This window comes from Oceanobacillus sp. CAU 1775, assembly GCF_054482815.1.
In genome coordinates, this window is record NZ_JBTLRO010000002.1 from 30,935 (window position 1) to 55,584 (window position 24,650).

General features: G+C 33.8%; 25 protein-coding genes and 6 tRNA genes. 24 read left to right on the forward strand and 7 right to left on the reverse strand.

Annotation, left to right across the window (positions count from 1 at the left end):
- Window positions 1–384: 384 nt before the first annotated feature.
- The 8 genes from dnaG (at window position 385) to ACXYMZ_RS03350 (ending at window position 8,843) form a co-directional block, all read left to right on the forward strand.
- Window positions 385–2,205, forward strand: a complete 1,821-nt coding sequence (dnaG, locus tag ACXYMZ_RS03315; RefSeq protein WP_458946941.1) for a DNA primase — start codon at window positions 385–387, stop codon at window positions 2,203–2,205.
- Window positions 2,206–2,233: 28 nt separating this feature from the next.
- Window positions 2,234–3,349, forward strand: a complete 1,116-nt coding sequence (rpoD, locus tag ACXYMZ_RS03320) for an RNA polymerase sigma factor RpoD (RefSeq protein WP_458946942.1) — start codon at window positions 2,234–2,236, stop codon at window positions 3,347–3,349.
- An 80-nt stretch (window positions 3,350–3,429) separates the two neighbouring features.
- The gene (locus tag ACXYMZ_RS03325; RefSeq protein WP_458946943.1) at window positions 3,430–3,972 is read left to right on the forward strand and encodes a hypothetical protein; all 543 of its coding nucleotides are present in this window, start codon (window positions 3,430–3,432) and stop codon (window positions 3,970–3,972) included.
- 97 nt (window positions 3,973–4,069) lie between these two features.
- Window positions 4,070–4,456, forward strand: a complete 387-nt coding sequence (locus ACXYMZ_RS03330; protein WP_458946944.1) for a c-type cytochrome — start codon at window positions 4,070–4,072, stop codon at window positions 4,454–4,456.
- 302 nt (window positions 4,457–4,758) lie between these two features.
- Window positions 4,759–5,475: a tRNA (adenine(22)-N(1))-methyltransferase gene (locus ACXYMZ_RS03335; protein ID WP_458946945.1), complete on the forward strand. Its 717-nt coding sequence runs from the start codon at window positions 4,759–4,761 to the stop codon at window positions 5,473–5,475.
- Entirely contained in the window at window positions 5,468–6,583 is a 1,116-nt protein-coding gene (locus ACXYMZ_RS03340; protein WP_458946946.1) for a Nif3-like dinuclear metal center hexameric protein, read from the forward strand. The genes ACXYMZ_RS03335 and ACXYMZ_RS03340 overlap by 8 nt, the downstream gene beginning before the upstream one ends.
- A gap of 32 nt (window positions 6,584–6,615) precedes the next feature.
- Window positions 6,616–7,935, forward strand: coding sequence for a DEAD/DEAH box helicase (locus ACXYMZ_RS03345; protein ID WP_458946947.1), 1,320 nt, complete (start codon window positions 6,616–6,618; stop codon window positions 7,933–7,935).
- Between the two features lie 17 nt (window positions 7,936–7,952).
- Window positions 7,953–8,843, forward strand: coding sequence for a deoxyribonuclease IV (locus ACXYMZ_RS03350; protein ID WP_458946948.1), 891 nt, complete (start codon window positions 7,953–7,955; stop codon window positions 8,841–8,843).
- Between the two features lie 44 nt (window positions 8,844–8,887).
- On the opposite strand, the gene ACXYMZ_RS03355 is transcribed toward ACXYMZ_RS03350, so the two are convergent.
- Together ACXYMZ_RS03355 and ACXYMZ_RS03360 are read right to left on the reverse strand one after the other, a co-directional pair.
- The gene (locus ACXYMZ_RS03355; RefSeq protein WP_458946949.1) at window positions 8,888–9,172 is read right to left on the reverse strand and encodes a DUF2624 family protein; all 285 of its coding nucleotides are present in this window, start codon (window positions 9,170–9,172) and stop codon (window positions 8,888–8,890) included.
- 476 nt (window positions 9,173–9,648) lie between these two features.
- Window positions 9,649–9,957 (reverse strand): hypothetical protein, encoded by a 309-nt coding sequence (locus tag ACXYMZ_RS03360; protein ID WP_458946950.1) that lies wholly within the window; start codon window positions 9,955–9,957, stop codon window positions 9,649–9,651.
- 70 nt (window positions 9,958–10,027) lie between these two features.
- Here ACXYMZ_RS03360 and ACXYMZ_RS03365 point away from each other — a divergent pair, with 70 nt between their 5' ends.
- The 11 genes from ACXYMZ_RS03365 (at window position 10,028) to phoU (ending at window position 17,223) form a co-directional block, all read left to right on the forward strand.
- Window positions 10,028–10,657: an NfeD family protein gene (locus ACXYMZ_RS03365; protein ID WP_458946951.1), complete on the forward strand. Its 630-nt coding sequence runs from the start codon at window positions 10,028–10,030 to the stop codon at window positions 10,655–10,657.
- A gap of 252 nt (window positions 10,658–10,909) precedes the next feature.
- The gene (locus ACXYMZ_RS03370) at window positions 10,910–12,538 is read left to right on the forward strand and encodes a Na/Pi cotransporter family protein (RefSeq protein WP_458946952.1); all 1,629 of its coding nucleotides are present in this window, start codon (window positions 10,910–10,912) and stop codon (window positions 12,536–12,538) included.
- A 203-nt stretch (window positions 12,539–12,741) separates the two neighbouring features.
- A tRNA-Asn gene (locus ACXYMZ_RS03375) sits at window positions 12,742–12,816 on the forward strand.
- 1 nt (window position 12,817) lies between these two features.
- A tRNA-Met gene (locus ACXYMZ_RS03380) sits at window positions 12,818–12,891 on the forward strand.
- A 119-nt stretch (window positions 12,892–13,010) separates the two neighbouring features.
- Window positions 13,011–13,086, forward strand: a tRNA-His gene (locus ACXYMZ_RS03385).
- Window positions 13,087–13,096: 10 nt separating this feature from the next.
- Window positions 13,097–13,173, forward strand: a tRNA-Ile gene (locus tag ACXYMZ_RS03390).
- Window positions 13,174–13,190: 17 nt separating this feature from the next.
- A tRNA-Ser gene (locus ACXYMZ_RS03395) sits at window positions 13,191–13,283 on the forward strand.
- 16 nt (window positions 13,284–13,299) lie between these two features.
- Window positions 13,300–13,372 (forward strand) — tRNA-Phe (locus tag ACXYMZ_RS03400).
- 142 nt (window positions 13,373–13,514) lie between these two features.
- On the forward strand, window positions 13,515–14,126 hold the full coding sequence (locus ACXYMZ_RS03405; protein WP_458946953.1) for a superoxide dismutase: 612 nt from the start codon (window positions 13,515–13,517) through the stop codon (window positions 14,124–14,126).
- Window positions 14,127–14,252: 126 nt separating this feature from the next.
- The gene (locus tag ACXYMZ_RS03410) at window positions 14,253–16,406 is read left to right on the forward strand and encodes a peptidoglycan D,D-transpeptidase FtsI family protein (RefSeq protein ID WP_458946954.1); all 2,154 of its coding nucleotides are present in this window, start codon (window positions 14,253–14,255) and stop codon (window positions 16,404–16,406) included.
- Between the two features lie 163 nt (window positions 16,407–16,569).
- Window positions 16,570–17,223 (forward strand): phosphate signaling complex protein PhoU, encoded by a 654-nt coding sequence (gene phoU / locus ACXYMZ_RS03415; protein ID WP_458946955.1) that lies wholly within the window; start codon window positions 16,570–16,572, stop codon window positions 17,221–17,223.
- A 53-nt stretch (window positions 17,224–17,276) separates the two neighbouring features.
- On the opposite strand, the gene ACXYMZ_RS03420 is transcribed toward phoU, so the two are convergent.
- Window positions 17,277–17,825, reverse strand: a complete 549-nt coding sequence (locus tag ACXYMZ_RS03420) for a hypothetical protein (protein ID WP_458946956.1) — start codon at window positions 17,823–17,825, stop codon at window positions 17,277–17,279.
- Window positions 17,826–17,858: 33 nt separating this feature from the next.
- Window positions 17,859–18,083 carry a hypothetical protein gene (locus ACXYMZ_RS03425; protein ID WP_458946957.1) on the reverse strand — a complete coding sequence of 75 codons (225 nt, stop codon included), beginning with the start codon at window positions 18,081–18,083 and terminating at the stop codon, window positions 17,859–17,861.
- 181 nt (window positions 18,084–18,264) lie between these two features.
- Between ACXYMZ_RS03425 and rpmG the strand changes: the two genes are divergently transcribed.
- The 4 genes from rpmG to ACXYMZ_RS03445 all read left to right on the forward strand — a co-directional run bounded on the left by rpmG (window position 18,265) and on the right by ACXYMZ_RS03445 (window position 22,521).
- The gene (rpmG, locus tag ACXYMZ_RS03430) at window positions 18,265–18,414 is read left to right on the forward strand and encodes a 50S ribosomal protein L33 (protein ID WP_458946958.1); all 150 of its coding nucleotides are present in this window, start codon (window positions 18,265–18,267) and stop codon (window positions 18,412–18,414) included.
- A gap of 120 nt (window positions 18,415–18,534) precedes the next feature.
- A complete protein-coding gene (locus tag ACXYMZ_RS03435) occupies window positions 18,535–20,073 on the forward strand; it encodes a rhomboid family intramembrane serine protease (protein WP_458946959.1) in 1,539 nt (512 codons plus the stop codon).
- Between the two features lie 122 nt (window positions 20,074–20,195).
- On the forward strand, window positions 20,196–20,402 hold the full coding sequence (locus ACXYMZ_RS03440) for a YqgQ family protein (RefSeq protein ID WP_458946960.1): 207 nt from the start codon (window positions 20,196–20,198) through the stop codon (window positions 20,400–20,402).
- Between the two features lie 196 nt (window positions 20,403–20,598).
- On the forward strand, window positions 20,599–22,521 hold the full coding sequence (locus tag ACXYMZ_RS03445) for an LTA synthase family protein (RefSeq protein WP_458946961.1): 1,923 nt from the start codon (window positions 20,599–20,601) through the stop codon (window positions 22,519–22,521).
- A gap of 61 nt (window positions 22,522–22,582) precedes the next feature.
- On the opposite strand, the gene ACXYMZ_RS03450 is transcribed toward ACXYMZ_RS03445, so the two are convergent.
- Window positions 22,583–22,759 (reverse strand): DUF2759 family protein, encoded by a 177-nt coding sequence (locus tag ACXYMZ_RS03450; RefSeq protein ID WP_458947483.1) that lies wholly within the window; start codon window positions 22,757–22,759, stop codon window positions 22,583–22,585.
- 180 nt (window positions 22,760–22,939) lie between these two features.
- On the opposite strand from ACXYMZ_RS03450, the gene ACXYMZ_RS03455 reads away from it, so the two are divergent.
- Window positions 22,940–23,563 (forward strand): MBL fold metallo-hydrolase, encoded by a 624-nt coding sequence (locus tag ACXYMZ_RS03455; protein ID WP_458946962.1) that lies wholly within the window; start codon window positions 22,940–22,942, stop codon window positions 23,561–23,563.
- 45 nt (window positions 23,564–23,608) lie between these two features.
- Here ACXYMZ_RS03455 and ACXYMZ_RS03460 read toward each other — a convergent pair whose 3' ends face one another.
- Both ACXYMZ_RS03460 and ACXYMZ_RS03465 read right to left on the reverse strand, forming a co-directional pair.
- A complete protein-coding gene (locus tag ACXYMZ_RS03460; RefSeq protein ID WP_458946963.1) occupies window positions 23,609–23,848 on the reverse strand; it encodes a DUF2626 domain-containing protein in 240 nt (79 codons plus the stop codon).
- 72 nt (window positions 23,849–23,920) lie between these two features.
- Window positions 23,921–24,619: a helix-turn-helix transcriptional regulator gene (locus ACXYMZ_RS03465; RefSeq protein WP_458946964.1), complete on the reverse strand. Its 699-nt coding sequence runs from the start codon at window positions 24,617–24,619 to the stop codon at window positions 23,921–23,923.
- Window positions 24,620–24,650 lie beyond the last annotated feature (31 nt).

Below are 24,650 nucleotides of genomic sequence, written 5' to 3' on the forward strand. Positions count from 1 at the left end.
AAAATGATTAAAAGAGAACATTCTACTAGTGAAATGTAGAATGTTTTCTTATTTTAGGAAAATAGTAAGGCAAAAAGATAGAATTAAACAAGAAAGTGTATTATAATTATTTTTTGTGTAAACATATTAATATGCAATGAATTTATAAAAGATTACTAAAAAGATTTACCCTCAAGAAAAGCAGGAAAGTCTGTTGCTTTTATAGAATTATATACTAATGAGTTTAGTTAAAATTCATCACATTTATTTCATTTGATTCAAAATTAAATTTCTCATTGTCATTTTATTGATAAATGGAAGGTTCAAATGTTTTTTTCGTATTTTCCAAGAATTTTGTCGGAAAATGAAGGGATTTGTAATTTCATCTCGAATAATTAGAATATGGTGGTAAACTTGAGTAATCAAATACCAGAAGAAGTAATTGAGGATATTAGAAAAGCCAACGATATTGTTGATATAGTTGGAGAGTATGTTCAATTAAAAAAACAAGGAAGAAATTATTTTGGTCTATGTCCATTTCACGGTGAAAAGTCACCTTCCTTCTCAGTCACACAAGAGAAACAAATCTTTCACTGCTTCGGTTGTGGAAAAGGTGGAAATGTAGTGACTTTCATGATGGAAATGGAAAGCTTTTCTTTTTATGAGTCTTTAGAATTTCTAGCAAAACGTGTGGATATTTCTTTGCCGGAAACTGGATCATCCAAAAAGTTCACACATTCAGATGAGAACCAAAGTATTCTAGAGGCATATGAGTGGTTGACTAAGCTATACCACCATCTGCTTAAATTCACTAAAGATGGAAAGGAAGGCTATAATTATTTTACTCAAAGAAAAATTAATGAGTCTTCAATTGAAACCTTTCAACTAGGATTCGCACCAAATGTTAAAAACTTCGTGCTGGAATTCTTAGAAAAAAAGGGGTTTAACAGACAGCTATTAGTTAAAGCTGGATTAGTCACCATTCATGAAGATGGGACAGCCTCTGATCGCTTTCGCGGAAGAGTTATCTTTCCAATTCGCAATCACTTAGGTAAGACAGTTGCCTTTGGAGCTAGGTCACTTCATGAACAAGGACCTAAATATTTAAATAGCTCAGAAAGTGACTTATTTCAAAAAAGTAAATTACTATATAACTTTGACCTCGCAAAAAGGCATATTCGAAAAGAAAATGAAGCAATATTATTTGAAGGCTATATGGATGTAATTGCCGCTAATCAAGCTGATGTTAAAAACGTTGTTGCGACAATGGGTACTGCACTTACCGAGACACAAGCAAAGATAATTAAAAGGTATGTGAATCAAGTAGTCCTTTGTTATGATGGTGATTCAGCTGGGCAAGAGGCAAGCTACAAGGCTGCCAACTTGCTTAGAAAAGTTGGTTGTAATGTTAAAATAGCCTATTTAAATGAAGGAACAGACCCCGATAGCTTTATTATGGAGCATGGTGGAGAAGCATTTATTAATCAAGTTATTCGCGCTAGTGATACTTATATTACATTTTATATGCGTTTTATTAGAAAGAATTATAATTTAAGTATAGAAGCTGAGCGTTTAAACTATATCCAACAAGTATTAAATGAATTATCAATGGTTGAAAGTTCTCTAGAAAGGGAATATTACTTACAAGAGCTTACGAAGGAATTTGAGGTTCCGATAGAAACGTTAAAAGAAGAACTTGAAGGAATTCAAGCTAAATCAGGAAATATTCAGGATAAGAGTAAAGAGAACAGATATACTAAGAATAATTTTAAGTACCAAAGAAATAATCTGTTGCCCGCTTTTCATAACGCAGAAAGAAAAATAATTTATTATATGCTGCAAAATGAGAGTGTTGCTAGTAAGGTTCAAGAAGAATTAGGTATGAATTTCAAACTTGATGACCATAAAGTAATAGTGACCCATTTATATGCTTTCTATGAAGCAGGTCATTCACCTGATGTTAGTAAGTTTATCGAAGCACTTGAGGATGAAAAACTGAAGCAATTAATAACAGAGCTAACGATTCATTCTGAGATGGACGAACCTAATGATGAGGCTTTACGAGATTATATTCGAATAATTAAAGAGCAGTCGAGTGATAAAGATGAGATTAAGTTGCTAAAAGATCAATTAAAAATTGCTGAACAGCAAAGTGATCCAATAAAAGCAGCGCAGATTGCTCAACAGATTTTAGAGATTCAAAGGAAGTTGAAGAAGCAAATTTAAGTATACATTGTTGGAAGGAGGGGGACTCATGACCGATAAAAAACCTACACAAACTAAGGAAAGTGAAATGACCTTAGAAATGGTGAAAGAAAAGTTAGTAGAGATTGGTAAAAAGCGTGGTGCATTAGCCTATGAAGAGGTGGCTGACCGACTCTCTAATTTTGAAATTGAATCGGATGAAATGGATGAGTTTTATGAGTACCTGGGTGAACAAGGAGTAGAAGTAATTGGTGAGACAGAAGATGATCCCACTATGCAACAAATCACCAAGGAAGAAGAAGTAGATACAAAAGATTTAAGTGTTCCTTTAGGAATTAAAATCAATGACCCTGTACGAATGTATCTAAAAGAGATTGGTCGAGTAAATCTTTTATCTGCAGCTGAAGAAATTGAACTTGCGTCTAGAATTGAAGAGGGCGACGAGGAAGCAAAACGCAGATTAACAGAAGCGAACCTTCGACTTGTAGTTAGTATTGCGAAGCGCTATGTAGGTAGAGGGATGCTATTCCTGGATTTAATTCAAGAAGGGAATATGGGTCTTATTAAAGCGGTAGAGAAATTCGACTACCGAAAAGGATTTAAATTTAGTACGTATGCAACTTGGTGGATTAGACAAGCAATCACTCGTGCAATCGCTGACCAAGCAAGAACAATCCGAATTCCTGTGCATATGGTTGAAACGATAAACAAGTTAATCCGTGTCCAACGCTCGCTACTTCAGGATTTAGGTAGAGAACCTACACCAGAAGAAATTGGTGAAGAGATGGAGCTTACACCTGAAAAAGTAAGGGATATTTTGAAGATTGCTCAAGAACCTGTATCACTTGAAACTCCTATTGGAGAAGAAGATGATTCACATTTAGGTGACTTTATTGAAGACCAGGAGGCTGTATCGCCTTCCGATCATGCGGCATATGAGCTTCTGAAAGAGCAATTAGAAGATGTATTAGATACATTAACAGATAGAGAAGAGAACGTCCTTCGTCTTCGATTTGGCTTAGATGATGGCCGCACTAGAACTTTAGAAGAAGTAGGTAAGGTATTTGGTGTAACTAGAGAAAGAATTCGTCAGATTGAAGCAAAAGCATTAAGAAAGCTTCGCCATCCTAGCAGGAGTAAACGCCTTAAAGATTTTCTAGATTGATAAATATAGTTATTGCTTGCAAATTCCAAGCAATAACTATTTTATAGCTCCATGAAATCATTAGATAATGGGGTGGGGGCATGGATGATAACCGAATAACGGTTATTGTAAATGAGATAGAATACTGGAGAGAGCATAAGATATTACCTGAGCAACAATGTGATTTTTTACTTGCACTGTATACTCAAGGTGAAGAGTTACCTAAAGAGAAATTAATATCAAGAAAGCATTCAAATTTGCAACTAAGTAGATTAACTCAATTAGTATTGTTAGTGCTATTAGTACCTATGGCGTTTCTAATTCTATATTTCACAGAATTTAATTTGTACTATAAAATCATTGCTTTATCGCTATTTTTAAGTTACTCTATTTGGATGTTTATTACTAACAAAAAACATAAAACTTTATCTTTTCATTTAAGTTTGATGATAAGTTTGCTTTTAATTTTACTTATTTGTTTACTAGTTACAACATTATTTTTTGAGAACCCATTTATTATAAGTATTATTATTGTCTTAAATTTTATTGTCTGGTATATTATTGGGCGTAGATTTAAACTGGTATACTTATTAATTACTAGTATATTGGGTATAATTTTTACGGGTTTATATTTATTTATATAGATTAATTACTTTTCCCTTTTAAAGTCTTAGATTTTAGAGTAAACTATATATAGTCTTTATAGATAGCATTAAGGGGATTACATAAGGAGGATATGAAATGAAAAACGCAGCAATGCCATATGCTATAATTGCTATTCTTGCGATTGTAGCCGTAATTATTATTTCAGTAGTAGGATTAAATAACCGTGCAGATATTGCAGAAGGTGATAATACTGATACGGAGCAAACAGAAAATGGTGGAGAAGAAGGAGCAACTGCTGAGGTAGATGTTGATTCTGTTTACCAAACTAACTGTGCAATGTGTCATGGTTCTGAACTTTCTAATGGAAGTGCGCCAGACTTATCTACAGTTGGAGCATCACTTTCTCAAGACGAAATTAAAGAAATTATCCAAAATGGTACTGATGGTGGAATGCCAGCAATTCCAGCAGTAGCAGGTGAAGAATTAGAAGCCCTTTCTAGCTGGTTAAGTGAACAACAATAAAATCTATAAAGAAATATAAAAGCTTTCTGGCATTTTCAGAAAGCTTTTCTTATTAGATGGCTATGTTAAAGCCAAATGTTATTAAGAGGTTAAACCCGCTTCGGAAATATACTACGCTCTTTTCGCGGGCGGCTGGTGAGCCTCCTCGCACGCCTTGCGCGCTGTGGGGTCTCACCGTTGCCTTCTATCCCGCAGGAGTCTTCGTATATTTCCGAAGCTCAATTTACTTTCCCTAACTCTAAGTGAGTAAAATTATTAACATTTAGCTTTAAGATAGCCTATTAGATAGGAGTATTTTTAGAATGAACGCAGATGGTTTAAAGATTTCAGAACGTCTTATTCACGTTGCTAGTCAACTATCTCCTGGAGCGAAATTTATTGATATCGGTTCGGATCATGCGTATCTTCCATGCTATGTTTGTTTAAGAGATCAAGCTGCGTATGGGATAGCTGGAGAAGTGAATGTTGGTCCATATGAAAGCGCGAAGAAAACAGTTAAAAAACATGGACTTGAAAAGAGAATTGATGTCAGACTAGCGAACGGACTAGAAGCTATTAGAGAAAACAACGAGGTAGAAGAACTCGTCATCGCTGGAATGGGTGGAGCACTGATTTCGACAATATTAGAAACAGGTAAGGAAAAATTAACAAATATAAATAAAATCATTGCCCAGCCCAATATTGATGCAAGAAGAGTTAGAAAGTGGTTTGACTCGAATGGCTTTCAACTTACAGATGAGTTTATTCTTGAAGAAAAAGGGCATATTTATGAAATATTAGTAGCTAATCGTAACGACGAGTCACCTTATGACAAAGATTATAAGGAGAAACAACTTTTCTTAGGACCCTATTTACTAAAGAATAAATCAAAAGTATTTAAAGAAAAGTGGTCTCAAGAAAGAGTGAAATTGCTTGAAATCATTGAACAAATGAAGCAAGCGGATGAACCAAATCTAGAGAAAATTTCACAATTTAACAGAGAACTAAAGTGGATCGAGGAGGAATTGTCTAATGAATAATATTCCTACTAATTCAGTAGTTTTTAAAGCAATTGAAAACTTAGCGCCTAAGTCTAAAGCTTATAGTTGGGACAATGTTGGTTTGCAAGTTGGCAGTAAGCACCAGAAAGCAAACAAAATAATGATAACACTCGATGTATTAGAATCAGTAGTAGATGAAGCAATCGATAAAAAAGTTAACTTAATAATTGCTCACCATCCATTATTATTCCAACCTATAAAACAAATTAACACCGATACACCTGAAGGTAGAATTCTGAAAAAATTAATTCAACATGATATCACCGTATACGCTGCACATACAAATCTAGATGTAGTTTCTTCTGGAGTAAATGATATGCTTGCAGATAAGCTTGAATTAAAACAAACCAAACCTTTAGTAAAACTCGGAGAAGAAAAATTATATAAATATGCAGTTTTTGTACCTGAAGATCATGAAGAGAAGATTAAAGACGTTCTAGGTTTGGCTGGTGCAGGTAATCTAGGGGATTACACGCATTGCTCCTTTACAGTTGATGGTGAAGCATCTTTTACACCACAAGCCGACGCTGACCCTTTCATTGGAGACGTTGGTCAAGCAACAAGGGTTAAGGAAGTTAAAATTGAAGTAATTGTCACAGAACAAAAATTGCAACAGGTTGTTAATGCTGCCATTGAAGCACATCCATACGAAGAGCCAGCTTATGATATAATTGAACTCTCCAATTCCGGAAAGTCGTGGGGACTAGGTAGAATCGGAGAAATTTCAACATCCACAACTTTAAAGGACTATATTCCTCAATTAAAGCAGAGATTAAATATCGATAATGTTCGAGTTATCGGGGATTTAACCCGAGAAGTTAAAAAAATAGCTATCATAGGAGGTAGCGGCGAGAAGTACTTTCAAGATGCATTGAATAGTGGTGCAGATTTGTATATAACTGGTGATGTAAGTTTCCACCCAGCACAAAATGCTAAGGCATCAGGACTAGCAGTAATTGACGCGGGTCACTATATAGAAGAAATTATGAAAGAATCTTTACAAAGAATCTTAAAAGAAGAGTTGGCAAGTTTTGATGCTGAAATCATTATATCTGACGAAGTAACAGACCCTTTCCAATATTTATAAATTTAACCTGGTAGAAAAGAAGGTGTACTGTAATGACAAATAATAAATTTAAATCACTAAAATTGGATCCCACAATTCAGTTGGTTACAGAAAAGTTGGGATTTAAACAGCCAACAGAGATACAGGAAAAAGTAATTCCAAAAGTACTTGAAGGAAAAAGCGTCATTGGTCAGTCAAGAACAGGTTCAGGAAAAACACATGCATTTCTTTTGCCTTTATTTCATGAACTAGACACATCAAAAAATGAAGTTCAATTTGTAATAACTTCTCCTACAAGAGAATTAGCAACACAATTATACGATGAAGTGAAAAAAATAATTGAGTATGCTGGGAAAAAAGATGAATGGACTTCAAAATTACTAATTGGCGGAACAGATAAAAACCGAATGATGAGTAAATTAAAAACAACCCCACACATTATTGTTGGTACTCCAGGTAGAATCTTGGATATGGTCAAGTCCGAAGCCTTATCTATTTACTCTGCTAAATCATTTGTTATTGATGAAGCAGATTTAATGCTGGATCTAGGTTTTATTAATGATGTCGATCAGTTGCTTGTCCGTTCTAAAAGAGATATCCAACTATTGGTATTTTCAGCAACTATCCCAGAAAGATTAAAACATTTCTTTAAAAAATATTTAGAAAATCCTTTTTATATTAAAATAGACGATCATTTCTCACCAGAAAAGATGGATCACCGTTTTATTGCTTTAAAACACAGAAAAAGATCAGAAGTTATTAAAGAAATTTCAACAAGTATCCAACCCTATTTAGCCTTAATATTTACAAACGGTAAAGAAGAGGCGGATACATTGGTTGCTGAATTATTAGAGGCTAACCTTAATGCAGGTATTATCCATGGTGGTTTATCACCGCGGGAACGAAAGCGTGTATTAAAAGAAATTCAAAACCTAAAATATGAATATGTCGTTGCAACTGACTTAGCATCACGTGGGATTGATATTGCTGGGGTAAGTCATGTAATTAATGCGAGCCTCCCTAAAGAGGAAGAATTCTATATTCACCGTGTTGGTAGAACAGCAAGAGCAGGTAGAGAAGGTACTGCGATTAGCTTGTACGAAGAGACGGATTTGAAATTGATTGATAAGCTAGAACAAAAAGGGCTAACAATTTCTTACGTAGATATTAAAAATAATGAATTTGTTGAATCTAAAGCATGGAATACAAGACAATTAAGAAAAGATAATACTACAAACATTGAAAAAGAAGCATGGAAACAAGTTCGTAAAGTGAAAAAGGTAAAACCTGGTTATAAGAAAAAAATGAAACAAGAACAAGAAAACATAAAGAGAAAATTAGCACTTAAAAATAAAAGTAAACGTAGAAGATAATTGAAGAGGTGTTGTCGTTGTTAAAGATTGGATCACATGTTTCAATGAGTGGGAAAAAAATGCTACTAGGATCTAGTGAAGAAGCAGTAAATTATGGTGCGAATACATTTATGATTTACACTGGTGCTCCACAAAATACAAGAAGAAAGCCAATTGAAGAGCTGAATATTGAATTAGCAACTGAGCATATGAAAGAAAATGGGATAGAAAATATTATTGTGCATGCACCATACATTATTAATATTGGTAATACCCAAAAACCAGCAACGTTTGAATTAGGTGTTAGTTTCTTGCGGAGTGAAATTGACCGCACGCGAGCAATTGGGGCGAAACAAATCGTTCTGCATCCAGGTGCTCATGTGGGATCAGGTGTAGACAGTGGGATCGAAAGAATTATAGAAGGATTAAATGAAGTTCTATCTAAAGATAATGATGTCCAAATTGCACTTGAAACAATGGCTGGTAAAGGTACGGAAATTGGTCGTAACTTTGAAGAAATAGCGAGAATTATTGACGGTGTAACATTAAATGAAAAATTATCTGTTTGTATGGACACTTGTCATATTCATGACGCTGGCTATGATATCGTCAATGATTTTGATGGTGTGTTAAATGAATTTGATAAAATAATCGGCGTTGACCGTATTAAAGTTGTTCATGTTAATGATAGTAAAAATCCAATGGGAGCACATAAAGACCGTCACGAGAACATTGGTTTCGGTCATATTGGCTTTGATTCACTGAACTATATTATTCATCATCCAACTTTCAAAGAAGTACCTAAAATCTTAGAAACACCTTTTGTTGGAGAAGATAAAAAGAATAAAAAAGCTCCTTATAAGCATGAAATTGAAATGATTAAAAAGGGAGAATTCCAGCCGAACTTAAAAGAATTAATTATGGAATAAAAATAAAGCATACAACCATAGCAGTAAATGGTTGTATGCTTTTTTTAATCAAATAATGATTCTAGTCCATAAGATGAAACGATTTGGTTAAAAAGCTGCATTGCTTTGTTAGCAGTATCTTCATTAGTAACTTCTGCTAATTTATTTTTTAAAATAGCTATATCATGCTTAGAAAAAACATCTAATTGTTGATTTTGAAGATAAGTTAATATCGTTTTAGCTTCTCCAGCAGTAATACTAAAATTGTATTGATGTGCATACGATAACAGCTCTTCAACTGTAAGCTGTCTTAATTTATTTTTAATTATCTCCTTTAATATAAATGACATCTTTGCCCTCCTTAAAAAACATGACACATTAGTTTATGCAGGGTGTTTCCCATTGATACCAGTAAATAACATCATATATAAGGAAACATTCCACAAACTATAAAGGCATCATATCCATAAGGAGGTAACTTCAAATAAAAAAATCGGATAATGATCGAAAACAGCGACGTCCTGGTAGAGATGAAGAATATGCAGCGGAATTTACGCCAACATCTTCTAGAGAAATTAGTAACCAGAAAGAAGTAATTAGCACATATGGGTGGATTGGTTTAGTGTTATCTATTGCTTCATTTTTTATGATGCCAATGATCTTCGGGATTTCTGGTATAATACTCGGGTTTGTTTCAAGAAATAAAGGGGTGCAGATGCTTGGAAATAGTGCAATTGTTGTTGGGGTAATTTCGTTAATTTTTCGATTAATAATGATACCATTTTAAAAAAGGGGCTACTTTAGCCCTTTTTATATTGTTTTAACTCTAGTCAATGTATAATGGAAAGTAATAGGACTGATTAGGTTCTAATAATTGGTGATCGATTCCTGGATTTAGGTATTTAAAATCTTCAATGACTTTAACTATTTCTAACGTTTTAAAATGGTTTATTTCCTCCGTTATGGAAAGAACGGTATCGCCAGGCTTTACTTTTATCGTTAAAATATTCATTTCTTCTGTAATTTTGTTAGAAGTTTTAGCGGGTTGTATTGTATCTTTTGAGAGATCATGTAATATACTTAGCATTAGCAGTAAGATAAATAGAAAACCGAAAACTTTTTTTGGTGTAGACATCTTTTTGTCTCCTTATTTGAAACATTATGCTTATCTAATTCGTAGTAAAACTAGGAGAGGGGGATTTACGATGGCAATATTTGATTATGAATGGATTGGTTTTGTTATTACCTTTTTAGCTACACTGTTTTTAATTGGTGAAGTACTTGTAAATATGCGTGGAATCTTTGGGATTTTAGGTATTGGTTTTATCTCCGTTTATTTTGGAGCTTATGCTGGAACGGATTCTGTAATACTTATGCTTATTATTTATTTTGTAGGTTTAGTACTTATAATTATTGACGGTAAAATTATAAATGATGGTACCTTAGCCACTATAGGGCTTGTGAGTATGCTAACAGCAGTGGGGATAGCTGCACCAAGTGTATCAGCTGCGTTATTTGCAATCGTCGGTGTGATCCTTGGGGTTGGTTGTTCATTCTTCTTCTTGAAGGTATTTAAAAGAAGAGATATGTGGACAAAAATTGCTCTCAAGTATCAATTGAGTTCTGAAGCAGGCTATAATTCTATGAATACAGGGTATACTGCTCTTCTAGAACAAGAAGGTCTCACACTTAATGATTTACGTCCAATTGGTACTGTAAGAATTAATGGAAAAGATTACAGTGCAATTTCAGATGGTAAATGGATTGCAAAGGATACAAAAGTAAAAGTCGTTCAAGTAGATGGCACAAAAATACTCGTTGAAGAAATAAGATAGGCAAAATAAACAAAAGCTTTGAGGAAGATTTCCTCGAGCTTTTTTTAATTGGATAAAATTATTTAACGCACTCAATTTAGGCCTAAGTAACTATTCTGTTTATAAAACCTAGCATAAATGCTACTAATTTCGACAAAATAACAAAAGGAATATTAATTTAATGTAAATTTCTAATATAAGGCTTTACAAAACCTTTATATTAAATTAATAATAGGTAGGGTATGTATTTTTTGATCGAAAGGATGAATCTAATTGGACTTAGATTTGCAGACACTCATATTTGAATTCCTAGGTGGATTAGGAATATTTCTATTAGGAATTAAATTTATGGGAGATGGCTTACAACGTTCCGCTGGGGATAGGTTAAGAGAAATTCTAGATAAATATACAAGTAATCCATTTCTAGGAGTACTTACTGGAATTATTGTTACCATACTTATTCAGAGTAGTTCAGGGACTACAGTATTAACTGTTGGACTAGTGAGTGCTGGTTTTATGACTTTGAGACAGGCTATTGGGGTCATAATGGGCGCTAATATTGGAACTACAGTAACAGCATTTATTATAGGTATTGATCTTGGTGAATATGCATTACCTATCCTAGCTCTTGGTAGTTTTATGATTTTCTTTTTTAATAATCAAAGGATAACTGCCATTGGACAAGCACTTTTTGGGTTTGGTGCATTATTTTTTGGATTAGATTTGATGAGTAGCGGGATGAAGCCATTACGGTCATTAGAAGCTTTTCATGAATTAACTGTAAACATGAGTGAAACACCAATACTCGGGGTAGTTATTGGAACAGTCTTTACGTTAATCGTCCAAAGTTCGACAGCTACTATTGGTATTTTGCAGGGATTATATGCAGAAGGTGCTATAGAACTCAAAGCTGCATTACCAGTATTGTTTGGTGATAATATAGGTACAACTATTACAACTATTCTTGCTTCATTAGGAGCATCTATAGCTGCTAAAAGAGCAGCGTTGACACATGTAATTTTCAATCTAGTTGGTACAGTTATTTTTCTACTCTTTTTAGGATTATTTACATCCTATATTACATGGCTTCAAGTTCAATTGAACCTAAATGAACAAATGACTATTGCATTTGCTCACGGTTCATTTAATGTGTTAAACACAATTATTCAGTTTCCAATTATCGGAGGATTAGCATGGTTAGTTACTAAGTTAATCCCTGGAGAAGATACTGTTATTGAATATAAGCCAAAACACTTAGATCCAATTTTAATTAGACAATCTTCGACACTTGCTCTAGAACAAGCGAAGGCAGAAGTAGTTCATATGGGTGGTTTTGCTTACCAAGGATTAGATGAGACGCTCAAGTTTGTTAGTACTTCCAATCCAAAACATGCTGAAATAGCTCGTCAAATTGAAGGTGCAATTAACAATTTGGATAGAGAGGTAATGGAATATCTTGTTGATATATCAGCAGATTCCATGACGAAACTAGAGAGAGATAAACATTCATTCCTGATGGACAGCGTCCGAGACATTGAAAGAATCGGAGATCATTTCGAAAATATTCTAGAACTTGTTGAATATAGAATTACGAATAAAGTCCACTTGACAGAACAAGCAATGGAAGATCTTAATAATATGTTTAATCTCACATTATTAACGGTGAAGCAATCGATTGAATCTCTTGAAAATCGTGATAAAGAGGCCGCATTAGAAGTTGTTAAAAAAGAAGAACAAATCGATCAGATGGAAAGAAACTTCCGTAAAAAACACATCATACGTGTGAACGAAGGTCTTTGTAGTGCCACCTCAGGTATTGTATTTGTCGATATATTAAGTAACTTAGAAAGAATTGGTGACCATGCAGTAAATATTGCAGAAGAAATACTTTCTGAATCATAAAGTATGGAAGAGGAGGGAGTCCTCCTCTTTTATATGCATTTTACAAAAATATGTAGTATAATATATTTTCATCAACTGATTTTATAGTTTATAAAGTAATAAAAACTGCGTTTGGTAAAAACTTTTGCCAATCTGCAAAATAATGTTGACATAATTGTTACTACATGGTAAATTATATCTTGTTGTTATAAATTTTGTGTTATTCCACAGTAGCTCAGTGGTAGAGCAATCGGCTGTTAACCGATCGGTCGTAGGTTCGAATCCTACCTGTGGAGCCATGGCGGCGTAGCTCAGCTGGCGAGAGCGTTCGGTTCATACCCGAAAGGTCGGGGGTTCGATCCCCTCTGCCGCTATTAAGAAATGCATAAGATATAGAAGCTTTTGTATGATGAGAATTAATTTTATTGTAATTTCAAAAGCTTCTGGTATCTATGCTTATCAAAGTTATAAAATCCTAATAATATACTTTATGGCGGTCGTGGCGAAGCGGTTAACGCACCGGATTGTGGCTCCGGCATACGTGGGTTCGATCCCCACCGGTCGCCCCATATATACTTAGGACCCTTAGCTCAGTTGGTTAGAGCTATCGGCTCATAACCGATCGGTCGCAGGTTCGAGTCCTGCAGGGTCCACCATTTTCATATATTCATACGGAGGTATACCCAAGTCCGGCTGAAGGGATTGGTCTTGAAAACCAACAGGCGGGTCAAACCGCGCGGGGGTTCGAATCCCTCTACCTCCTCCATTTTTTTAATACATACGGCTCGGTAGCTCAGTCGGTAGAGCAACGGACTGAAAATCCGTGTGTCGGCGGTTCGATTCCGTCCCGAGCCACTTCTAAAACAAGTCTAGTACTTGTTTTTTTATTTTGCTATTCTTTTTACTTAATAATTCTGTAAGCTTTAAATTTGCATGGAACATGAAGCTTTGATAATCTAATAGTGAATGAAAAAAGATTATGGGAGGAAGATTAATTATGGCAAAATTTGAATTACCAGAGTTACCTTACGCTTACGATGCATTAGAAAAGTCTTTCGACAAAGAAACAATGAATATCCACCATACGAGACATCACAACACGTATGTTACAAATTTAAATGCAGCACTTGAAGGGCATGCAGACCTACAAGAAAAATCAATTGAAGATTTAATTAGTGATTTAGATGCGGTTCCTGAAAATATTCGTACTGCAGTACGCAATAATGGTGGGGGGCACGCTAACCACAGTTTCTTCTGGAAGATTCTATCTCCAAATGGTGGAGGAGAGCCTACAGGAGAGTTAGCTGATAAAATCAATGCTAAATTTGGTTCATTTGACAAATTTAAAGAAGAATTTGCAGCAGCAGCTACTGGTCGCTTCGGATCAGGTTGGGCATGGCTAGTTAGCAATAACGGTGAACTAGAAGTAACTAGTACTCCGAACCAAGATTCACCACTAATGGAAGGTAAGCATCCACTAGTTGGACTTGACGTATGGGAGCATGCGTATTACTTAAAATTCCAAAACAAACGTCCTGATTATATCTCAGCATTTTGGGATGTTGTAGATTGGGAAGAAGTTAATAAAAATTACAACGCTGCAAAATAATAGTTTAAAAATAAAAATCACGTAGATGATCTACGTGATTTTTATTTTTGTTATTATTTAAAACAAATACACATGAAATATGCTAAAATAGATAAGTATATTATGAAGCAAACAGGGGTGCCTAAGATGGTTGATAAAAAGAAAAATAAAAGTAAAAAAAATGCGCAGCTACCCTTTCGAACAAATATTATATTTTTTGTTGTATTCTTACTTTTTTCAACGCTAATTTTACAACTTGGTGTTGTTCAAATATTAAATGGTGAAGCATTTCAAGAAGAGATTGATCGTACCGTTCAAGATAGAACAAAGATCCCAGTTCCAAGGGGAAAAATATATGATAGAAATCTTAATGTAGTTGTCGATAATAATGCACTTTATTCAATAACCTATACACCTCCTAAGGGTGTTCAAGCACAAGATAGATTAGATGTTGCTGAAAAGCTAGCACAGTTCATAGCAATGGACAGTGAAGAAGAATTAGATAAAGTTACTGACTTTGATAAAAGGGAATATCTTTACTTAAAGGACCTTCAAAAAAACGTTGGTGTTGCAGAAAAAGATAAGGAACCAACATTCGCAGATCGCTTAACAGATGAAGAGAAAAAAGATTTATCAAATGCACAAATTTATCGTGAAGTACTCAATAAAATTACAGACGATGAAGTAGATGATAGTAATTTTACAAAACAAGATTTAGAAGTTATTCGAATTAAAAAAGAATTAGATAAAGCATATTCGCTAACTCCCCAAATTGTTAAAAATGAAAATGTAACACCTGAAGAATATGCATTAGTATCTGAAAACCTTGCTGATTTGCAAGGGATAAATGCAACAACAGACTGGGATAGGGAATATACCTATGGATCAACATTCAGATCCTTACTTGGTAACATTACGAGTCATTCTGCAGGGATACAAGCTGAAGATTTGGATTACTATTTGACAAGGGGTTACAGCAGGACTGACCGTGTTGGAATTAGTGGTTTAGAAAAACAGTATGAAGAGTATCTAAGAGGTAGAAAAGAACAGATTGAATATACTACAACAAAATCAGGTGCTGTGATTGATTCTGAAGTTATTGTAAAAGGGGAAAAAGGTAAAGATCTGATTCTAACAATTGATATGGAATTCCAAAAAGAAGTTGATAAAATCCTTCAAGAAGAATTGGAGCATGCCATAAATATTGATCGCTATAATAATCCTTTAATGAAAGATGCATTGGCAGTTGTCATGAACCCAAAAACAGGGGAACTTCTTGCTGTTTCAGGACAAACGTATAATTCAGAAGACCGTACTTTTTCACACAATCCGCAAAAGACTTTGCTAGATACGCATGTTCCAGGATCTGTAATAAAAGGAGCAACTGTTTTAGCGGGATTAGATTCAGGGGTCATTTCGCCTGGTCAAACATTCTTTGATAGTCCAATAACTATTAAAGGTTCGCCAACGATGCGGTCATTTTCTTCAACGATTGGCTCCGCTAATGACATAAAAGCTTTAAAAGAATCTTCCAACGTGTATATGTATTATATTGCCTTACGTATGGGGGGAGAAACCCAATATCCGTTTCCTGATGGTGAAGCTGCTAGATTTAGCACAGACGCATGGCAGACAATGAGAAATTATTTTAGACAATTTGGTCTAGGTGGTAATACAGGGATTGATTATCCATTTGAATCTGTTGGATATATTGGCCCGTCGCCATTTAGTCCAGGTAACTTTATGCATTACTCTATTGGACAGTTTGACAGATATACAGCAATGCAACTTGCACAATACGTTTCAACAATTGCAAATGATGGATACCGTGTAAAACCTCGCTTAGTAAAAGAAATTAGAGATCCGATTGCATCAATGACTGAAGTTGGACCTCTTTATGAGAGTAAAAATACAGAGTATTTAAATCGGATAGAAATGAGCGATTCATATATTGAACGAGTCCAAGAAGGATTCAGACAGGCGTTTCAAGTACAACGCGGTACTGCCTATAGCTACTTTGGGAGCAAAGATTACAAACCAGCTGGGAAAACTGGTACAGCGGAGAACCCCCCTATTTCCTTGGATGGTGTGAAACACAACACGATTAATCGTTCGATGGTTGGTTATGCACCTTTCGATGATCCAGAAGTTGCGTTTGCAGTCGTTGTACCTATGCTTGGTGAAAATGCTACAGAGGATGGAAATGTGGCCAACAGAATTAGCGAAAGAATTTTAGATGCGTATTTTGACATGAATAATGAAGATGATAATGAAGAGGAAGAATCAGAGACAACTGAATAATTTTAAGCTGTCTCTGATTTTTAATAATATTCTTTCATGAAATTTATATTATTGATACATGGTGTTTACAAAGCTTTAACATTGATAAGGTATACTTGATTTAGCTATGTATTTTTATTCAGTATCTAGTAATTTATTTTTAATTAAATGGAGGAGATTTATAATGACTACTCGTGAACAGTTCCAAGCTGAGTTAGAGGAATTGAAAGAACTAACAATCAAAATGGCTAATTTAGCAGGTAAGGCACTAAATAAATCTATTGAGGCATTATTCACTCAAAATACTGCATTAGCAGAAGAAGTACTACAGGAAGACAAAGCTATTGACCAATTAGAGGCAGATATAAATGAGAAAACAGTATTATTAATTGCCAAGCAACAACCTGTAGCTACAGATTTAAGACAAGTAATTATTACTTTAAGAATTGTTACTGACATTGAAAGAATGGGAGATAATGCGAAGAACATAGCAAAGTCTGCTATCTCGTTAGGAGATAATATGTCTACTATCCCTGAAGGTCTTAAAGAAATGAACCAAGTTACACAAGAAATGTTGTCATCCTCTATGCAAGCTTTTAACTATCAAGATATCACAATTGCAGCTAACTTGGCATCAACTGATGACAAAGTAGATAAGCTTTATAAAACAATTGTGAGTGAGTTGTTAGGTGAAACTGCAAACAATCCTGACAGAATACAATATATTATGCAGGTTGCTTTCTGTGCTCGTTATATTGAACGATTTGCAGACCATATTACAAATATCGGCGAAAGTATTTTATATTTAGTAAAAGGTAAAAATTACAAAATGAACTAATATGTAACATAAAAAATTCCAGCAGCCTTATTTAAAAGGGATGCTGGAATTTTTTAGTTTGTTAATGCTTCTGCAATCTGATAAAAGCTCATATCCGTTGATAGCTCATGTTCACCTAGTTGAATACGTAAGGCATAATCATTTTGCTGTAGATAATCATTAAATTCTTCTGCGTCACTAATTAAGTTTTCACTTTCTAAAAGTCTGCTTATATCTAATGACGGCATGCCAGAAGGGATGTTAATAACTACTGAGGAAGTGTTTTCTTCTACTTCTACTTCTGTTTCTTCTTCTTCAACAGTTTCTTCTGTTTCATCTGCCGCTTCTTCACTTGAATCATTGCTATTCTCTTCTTCAGAATCATTTTCATCAGCTTGTTCGCTTGATTCACCATTACTTTGTTGTGCACTTGTAACAGTATAGCTTATGTATTCTTTATCTGTTATTACTCGAAAACCTTCATCTTCAATAAGAGAGATCATTTCATCTGTTGAATAAGCTAATTCATCACTATTCGTATCCTCAAATATATAAAAGACGAGTAGCATGATTAAGCCAGCTGCAATCAAGCCAACAGCAAAAGACCGCACAAAATGTTTCATAAAATACTCCTTTATTTAAATTATATTTGAATTTTAATCATTTATAGATTTTGAAATAGAAGAATGAGAAGTTTGTTCTGGAACCAATTCTTCTTCAAGAATCTTAATCTTTTTCTTCATTTGATATGTATCCTGCACTGTTGTAATAGAGAATTGCTCTAATTGGTTTTCCAAATCTTCAATTCTGTCATTCATAAAATAAGAAAGAATAAAAAGGACGATTCCAATTATTAAAATAGCAATTACTGCAATAAGCATTTCTTTCCCTCCCTTAATAAGTATCATTCTATTTATATCATAGAATCTGTCTTGTGAAAACTTTTAAAAATTATCTTTGTATTGTTGCCAGTTGTTAAAAATTCTGGTATTATAAATAAAGTCTGAGAAACAAATGTTAATTTAATTTGTAAGATAGTTTTTATAGTTTGGAGGGAAAACCATGCGCGTTAATATTACATTGGCTTGTACAGAAACAGGAGACCGTAACTATATTACTACAAAGAATAAACGTGAAAATCCTGAGCGTATTGAAATGAAAAAATATAGTCCACGTCTTAAAAAACACACTTTACACCGTGAAACTAAATAATAATGAATGAAGCTCTTATCTCTGGATAAGAGCTTTGTTTTATATTATCTTACTTTATAAACTCGATTAATGGGATTTTTCTATAACTTTTAATATAATAGAAGGGAGGGTGGTGGATATATGAATATAAATGAACAATATTTATTATATACTTTTGCAGACGAGTTAATAAACAAGCACCACTATAATTTAATTTATGCAAATGGAAAAACAGATGAAATATGGTTAGAAAAATATGAGGATCGTACATCGAAAGTCGTACGTTTAATACATAAGGGTTTTGATTGGAAAAATCATTTAAAACGAGATATATCTTTTTTATTCCAAAGGGTTTTAAATGCTAAACGAATGTTTGGTAAGCGAATCGAAGTATATAACCTATACTTCACGAGCCACCCCCCGGTAGACACTTGGGAAATGTTAAAACAGCCAATTAAGTCACAGGGTAAGAATCCGATGATGATGCATGTATACTATTTAGATGAAAATAGTTACCCTGAGGAAACCGAACGATTCCAAAATGATTTATTAGCTTCACCAATAGATTATAACCTAGACGTGTCAACCGAATATAAGGAAGGCATTGTAGATAAAGCGAAAGTAGATTTTAAAACGAAACTTTCTAGCAAAAATGAACAAATTAAAGATATTTTTAGTTATGGCAAGCCAATATTTTCTTATATATTTATCGTAATAAATGTATTGATTTTCTTTTTATTGGAAATGAATGGTGGAAGTACTTCTATTGAGACGTTAATTCAATTTGGTGCCAAATATAACGTTGCAATTATCGCTGACGGCGAATGGTGGCGTTTAATTAGTTCAATGTTTTTGCATATTGGAATTCTACATCTCATGATGAACATGCTTGCAATCTTTTATTTAGGTATAGTTGTAGAAAAAATATATGGAAGTAGCCGCTTTCTATTTATTTATTTTGTTGCAGGCATTGGCGGATCAATAGCAAGCTTTGCTTTTAGTACTAGTATTAGTGCTGGTGCATCTGGAGCGATATTTGGGTTATTTGGCGCACTGTTATATTTTGGAATTATTCATAAACGATTATTTCTACAAACGATGGGTTCAAGTATTTTATTTATCATTGCTATAAATCTAGTTATTGGTTTTACGATTGAAGAAATTGATATGGCAGCTCATATAGGTGGTTTGATTGCTGGTTTCTTTGCCTCTGCAATTGTAAATTTACCTAAAACAAAACAAATTACTAAGCAGTTTATAGCTGGAGTTATAACAATTGTATTATTTATCGGGTTTACTTATTTTGGGGTCTATGCAAATTCCAATAACCAATCTTATTATTTATTACAGATTCAAGAATTAATTTTAGAAGAAAATTATCTGGAAGTAATCCCTCTTGCAACCGAAGCACTGTCGCTTGACGGAGAAGAGGACGGCATCCTTTTATTTCAACGCTCGTATGCGTATATAGAATTAAATGAATTAGATAAAGCGATAGCGGATTTAGAAAAAAGTGTAACTGTAGGAGAACCAATGCCTGAAGCATATTATAATTTAGCATTGCTATACCGGTCGAAAGGCGAGTTAGATTCTGCAAAAGAAGCAATTACAAAAGCTTATCAAATGAACACTTCAGACAAGAAGTTTGAAGAACTGTATGAGGATTTAATAGGAAATTAAATAACTTGATCGGTATGGACATAACTATTGCTTATTGTAGTTGTGTCCATTTTTCATTATCTAAGTCCATTCAAGATATCTTTATCATACAATATTTGATATAATGAAGAGTGGTGATTTTATTGAAGAGTGTATATGACATTCGCATGCTATTGAAAAGATATGGAACTTTTATATATTCTGGTGATCGTATAGGGGATCTAGTCTTAATGGAAAGTGAATTAGATGAATTATATAGGATGGAATTTATAACGAACCAAGTATATATGGTGGGCAAACTAATTTTAGCAAAAGAAAAAAGAATGCTGAAGAAAAAGGAAAATATTTAAACTAGATATTTAATCTGAAATTTAGTACTATATAAACTTACTATAAAACTATTATATTCTTGTAGAAATGAAACTTTTATCCGTCCTTATACGTCTTATAGTGTAAGAAGAATGTAAATTTACGTTTACAATGCTTTAATAAGGGGAAAATTAGAAATAGATTTTAGCAGTTTTTTAGGTTGTAGGAGGATTTAAAATGAACATCAAACAAACGAAAATTCCTTTATATATTTTAGCAAGTATATTATTTGGATTCAAAACTTATATTGTTTATCGTTTCATGTTTAATATTGAATTAGAAAACACTATGCAAGAGTTAATATTATTTATTAACCCATTTGTATCTGTTTTTCTAGTATTTGCACTATCCGTTTGGTTTAATAAACAATCCAGACAAATGAAGTACATTAGGTATGTCGCTCTCTTTATGAGTGTAATTATTTTTGCAAACCTAGTTTTTTATCGACAATTCACAGACTTTATTACAATCCCACAGTTATTTATGGGAAGTAATATGGCAGATCTAGGTTCTAGTATTTTGACTCTCATTAAACCTTATGACATTTTATTATTTGTTGATGCTGCTATCATTTGGTATTTAAGTAAGAAGCAGGCAGAAACAGTTTCTGTTAATTATTTAAAACGTGGAAAAGTATTTGCACTTGCAATGTCGTTATTACTGCTTGCAGGTAACTTCTTTCTTGCTGAGATGGAGAGACCACAGTTATTTACGAGAGCATTCGACCGAGAATATCTTGTGAAGAATATAGGGATTTTTAATTATCATATTTATGATTTAGTTGTTCACTCGAAAGCTGAATCACAGCGGGTTTTCGCTGATGGTAATGAAATTCCAGAAATCAATGATTATATTGAAGAAAACGTAAAGTTAACAGATGAAAAATCAGATCTATTTGGAGTTGCTGAAGGTAAGAATGTTATTTTTATTAATGCAGAATCCATTCAAGATTTTGTAATCGGAAATGAAGTAGACGGACAAGAGATCACTCCATTCTTAAATAAGTTGGTTGAAGATGAAGATACGTATTATTTTGATAACTTTTATGAGCAAACGGGTCAAGGAAATACCTCTGACTCAGAATTTCTTGTAGAAAATTCATTATATCCATTATCTCGAGGTGCTGTATTCTTTACACACGGTGGAAACAAATACCATGCATTGCCTGAAATATTAAAAGAAGAAGGGTATAATAGCTCTGTTCTTCATGCAAATAATAAGAGTTTCTGGAATAGAGATGGAATGTATAATAGTTTAGGTATTGATCACTTCTATAGCGAAGACGCTTATGAAATCACACCAGAAAATTCAGTTGGTTGGGGTTTGAAAGATAAACCATATTTTGAGCAATCTATTAAATATTTACAAGCAATGGATACACCGTATTATGCTAAGTTTATCACGCTGACTAATCACTTCCCATTTGAATTAGATGAAGCTGATAAGTCAATTCAACCATATAATTCTAATTCAAGCACATTGAATAACTATTTCCCAGCTGTTCGTTATGCAGATGAAGCAATGGAAGAGTTCTTTAACCACTTGAAAGAATCTGGTATCTATGAAGACTCGATTATTATCATTATGGGTGACCATATTGGTATAAGTGCTAACCATAACCGAGCAATGAGCATGTATTTAGATAAAGAAGAAATAACACCTTTCGATCAAGTTGAGCTGCAAAAGGTACCATTATTTATCCATATTCCAGGTCATGGAAAGGGAGAGGTCAAATCGATGGTTACGGGTCAAATCGATTTGAAACCAACGATACTAAGTCTTTTAGGTATTGAAGCTGAAAATGATATCTATTTTGGTAACGATGTATTCGCAAAAGAAAGAAAAGGTTATATCGTACTAAGAAATGGAGATTATGTCAGTGACGACTATATTTCTACATTAGGCTTTTGTTATGATGCTCAAACTGGAGAACTTATTGAAAGTGAAGAAACATCTGAGATAGATGCTGAAGGTATGAATATGATGCACTCTCCTTGTGATCCAATTCAAGAAAAAGCTGAAATGGAACTGAATTACTCAGATGATTTAATCTATGGAGATTTGTTTAGATTTATAAACTTTGAACACGAAGAAAATTAAATGCATTTTAAAAAGGCAGTAGGATAAATTATCCCACTGCCTTTTCTTTTAAATTTTTTAATTATAAGCTAGATAGTTCACTAATTAGTGTTGCGATTGCAAAGAAACCAAAAGCTAATGCCGTGATAGCAGAGAATCCTAGTGCGAATAGGTTCTTAAATTTAAGCTGACGAATTACAGATATAACAGCTAAGATTGCTACTAATAGAAAAAGAACTGCTAGTACAATATGATACATCATGAAAGATTTCCCTCCTTATGACAGCCTTCCTTTAGAATGATAAACTGGAACTAAAGGATTGTTTATATTATTATGTAAGTACTCTATAGCTATTTTATAGTATAAACAAGAATTTGTCGAGATATAACATAAACTTTCAACAAGAATAATTTAGTGAAGACAAGGGAGGAATAAAGTTTGAAGGTTGAACAAAAATCAGTTGGCTTTATTGGTACGAATTGTTATATATTATCCATTGGTGAACAAACGCTTGTTCTTGATCCTGGTGGAGATCCAGAGCAAATCATTAATTACCTAGAGAATAATGCTTTGAAACCTCAAGCAATTCTTTTAACCCATGCGCATTTTGATCATATAGGCGGGTTAGAAGCATTACGAGCAACATATCAATTAGATACTTATATTCATGAACAAGAGCAAGAGTGGCTTGGTGACCCATCTTTAAATGGATCTCATAAATTAGTTGGAAACGAAATAGTCACTAATCCAGCAGAGAAGACTTTTGAGATAGGTGAGCTAACAATAGGGGATTTTACATTTGATGTTATCCATACACCTGGACACTCTCCAGGAAGTGTAAGTTTTGTTTTTCATCAATCGAAGGAAATTTTTGGTGGAGATGTTCTATTTAGGCAAGGAATTGGCCGAACAGATCTACGAGGTGGAGATTATTCCATACTAGAGCATTCTATTAAAGAAAAACTATATACACTCGACGATGATTATACCGTTTACCCAGGACATGGTCCAAGGACAACAATTGGTTTTGAAAAAATTAATAATCCATTTATTCGTATTTAGAATAATAAAAAGCCATGCATTTGAATGCATGGCTTTTTGTGAGTTTTAGCCGAATCCTGGTACAAGTATAAATTCAGAATACCAAGTATATCCAACCATAAAGACAGCTAAGTAGGCTCCGAATAAATACATATACATACGTTCAGACAATCTCAAGTAACTAAGTGTAAGGAAAAATGCTGTTTGGATTAGAGAAAGTATTGCAGGTACCATCATATCGCCAACGTAGAACATAACTGCAAAAATACCCGTCCAAAAAGCAAGCACACGAAACATGCGATCCATGTTTTCCCCCTCCTTCTATTGACCTTTCATAGTTATTATAAACGACGAAACCATTATTGTAAACGATTGACATTAAACATTTGTAAGTTTTGCGATATAAGCACAATTACTGCAGTCATCAAGAAACATATTTTTTTGTTCTATCAGTTCAATATCTGTAAATAAAGCTTCAAACATACCTTTAAGGAAGGAATGATGCATGTCACATATCATTTCATGATTCTTATGTGCAACTTCTTTAAATGGACAATTATTTACAGAAAAGGAAATAGAATTTGTTTCCTCATTGTAAGTGAATGTTGGATACATGCCTAACATACGGCCTGCATCTTCAAGCATAATAATTTTATCTTCCATAAGCGTGTTCGAAGTAAGGTTCTCGGTGTAATTATTTATTGCTTCTATACCATATTTCTTGCCTGTTTGGTACAACGCTTGCTTGCCTGGCTCTCCTAATTCCATCAGAGATTCAAGTGCGATGGAAGAAAGTATTTTATAATCGCGAGCAGGGAAGTTTAATTCAACTACTTTATCAGATAATCGATATTGTCTTCCTGGTCTTCCACCTTTTCCAGTTTTAACTAATTCAGATGCTACAAGCTTAATATCTTCAAGTTTTGAAAGATGGAGTCTAGCAACGTTCGGATGAATATCAAAAAGTTTAGCGATTTGATTTACATTAACATATTCACGCTTTTCAATTAAATGTTGATAAATATCGAAGCGAGTAGGGTCACTCATGACATTGGTAATTTTTAACGTGTTCTCCATTTAAATCACCTTAACCTTCATATAGTTATTA

Bases quoted from the DNA above. Each gene is read 5' to 3' on its own strand.
- phoU (WP_458946955.1), top strand. From the start codon at position 16,570: ATGACTACTCGTGAACAGTTCCAAGCTGAGTTAGAGGAATTGAAAGAA.
- rpoD (WP_458946942.1), top strand. From the start codon at position 2,234: ATGACCGATAAAAAACCTACACAAACTAAGGAAAGTGAAATGACCTTA.
- ACXYMZ_RS03420 (WP_458946956.1), bottom strand. From the start codon at position 17,825: ATGAAACATTTTGTGCGGTCTTTTGCTGTTGGCTTGATTGCAGCTGGC.
- ACXYMZ_RS03340 (WP_458946946.1), top strand. From the start codon at position 5,468: ATGAATAATATTCCTACTAATTCAGTAGTTTTTAAAGCAATTGAAAAC.
- ACXYMZ_RS03335 (WP_458946945.1), top strand. From the start codon at position 4,759: ATGAACGCAGATGGTTTAAAGATTTCAGAACGTCTTATTCACGTTGCT.
- ACXYMZ_RS03365 (WP_458946951.1), top strand. From the start codon at position 10,028: ATGGCAATATTTGATTATGAATGGATTGGTTTTGTTATTACCTTTTTA.
- ACXYMZ_RS03425 (WP_458946957.1), bottom strand. From the start codon at position 18,083: ATGCTTATTGCAGTAATTGCTATTTTAATAATTGGAATCGTCCTTTTT.
- ACXYMZ_RS03355 (WP_458946949.1), bottom strand. From the start codon at position 9,172: ATGTCATTTATATTAAAGGAGATAATTAAAAATAAATTAAGACAGCTT.
- ACXYMZ_RS03360 (WP_458946950.1), bottom strand. From the start codon at position 9,957: ATGTCTACACCAAAAAAAGTTTTCGGTTTTCTATTTATCTTACTGCTA.
- ACXYMZ_RS03410 (WP_458946954.1), top strand. From the start codon at position 14,253: ATGGTTGATAAAAAGAAAAATAAAAGTAAAAAAAATGCGCAGCTACCC.
- ACXYMZ_RS03445 (WP_458946961.1), top strand. From the start codon at position 20,599: ATGAACATCAAACAAACGAAAATTCCTTTATATATTTTAGCAAGTATA.
- ACXYMZ_RS03460 (WP_458946963.1), bottom strand. From the start codon at position 23,848: ATGGATCGCATGTTTCGTGTGCTTGCTTTTTGGACGGGTATTTTTGCA.
- ACXYMZ_RS03330 (WP_458946944.1), top strand. From the start codon at position 4,070: ATGAAAAACGCAGCAATGCCATATGCTATAATTGCTATTCTTGCGATT.
- ACXYMZ_RS03405 (WP_458946953.1), top strand. From the start codon at position 13,515: ATGGCAAAATTTGAATTACCAGAGTTACCTTACGCTTACGATGCATTA.
- ACXYMZ_RS03465 (WP_458946964.1), bottom strand. From the start codon at position 24,619: ATGGAGAACACGTTAAAAATTACCAATGTCATGAGTGACCCTACTCGC.
- ACXYMZ_RS03325 (WP_458946943.1), top strand. From the start codon at position 3,430: ATGGATGATAACCGAATAACGGTTATTGTAAATGAGATAGAATACTGG.
- ACXYMZ_RS03435 (WP_458946959.1), top strand. From the start codon at position 18,535: ATGAATATAAATGAACAATATTTATTATATACTTTTGCAGACGAGTTA.
- rpmG (WP_458946958.1), top strand. From the start codon at position 18,265: ATGCGCGTTAATATTACATTGGCTTGTACAGAAACAGGAGACCGTAAC.
- ACXYMZ_RS03345 (WP_458946947.1), top strand. From the start codon at position 6,616: ATGACAAATAATAAATTTAAATCACTAAAATTGGATCCCACAATTCAG.
- ACXYMZ_RS03450 (WP_458947483.1), bottom strand. From the start codon at position 22,759: ATGTATCATATTGTACTAGCAGTTCTTTTTCTATTAGTAGCAATCTTA.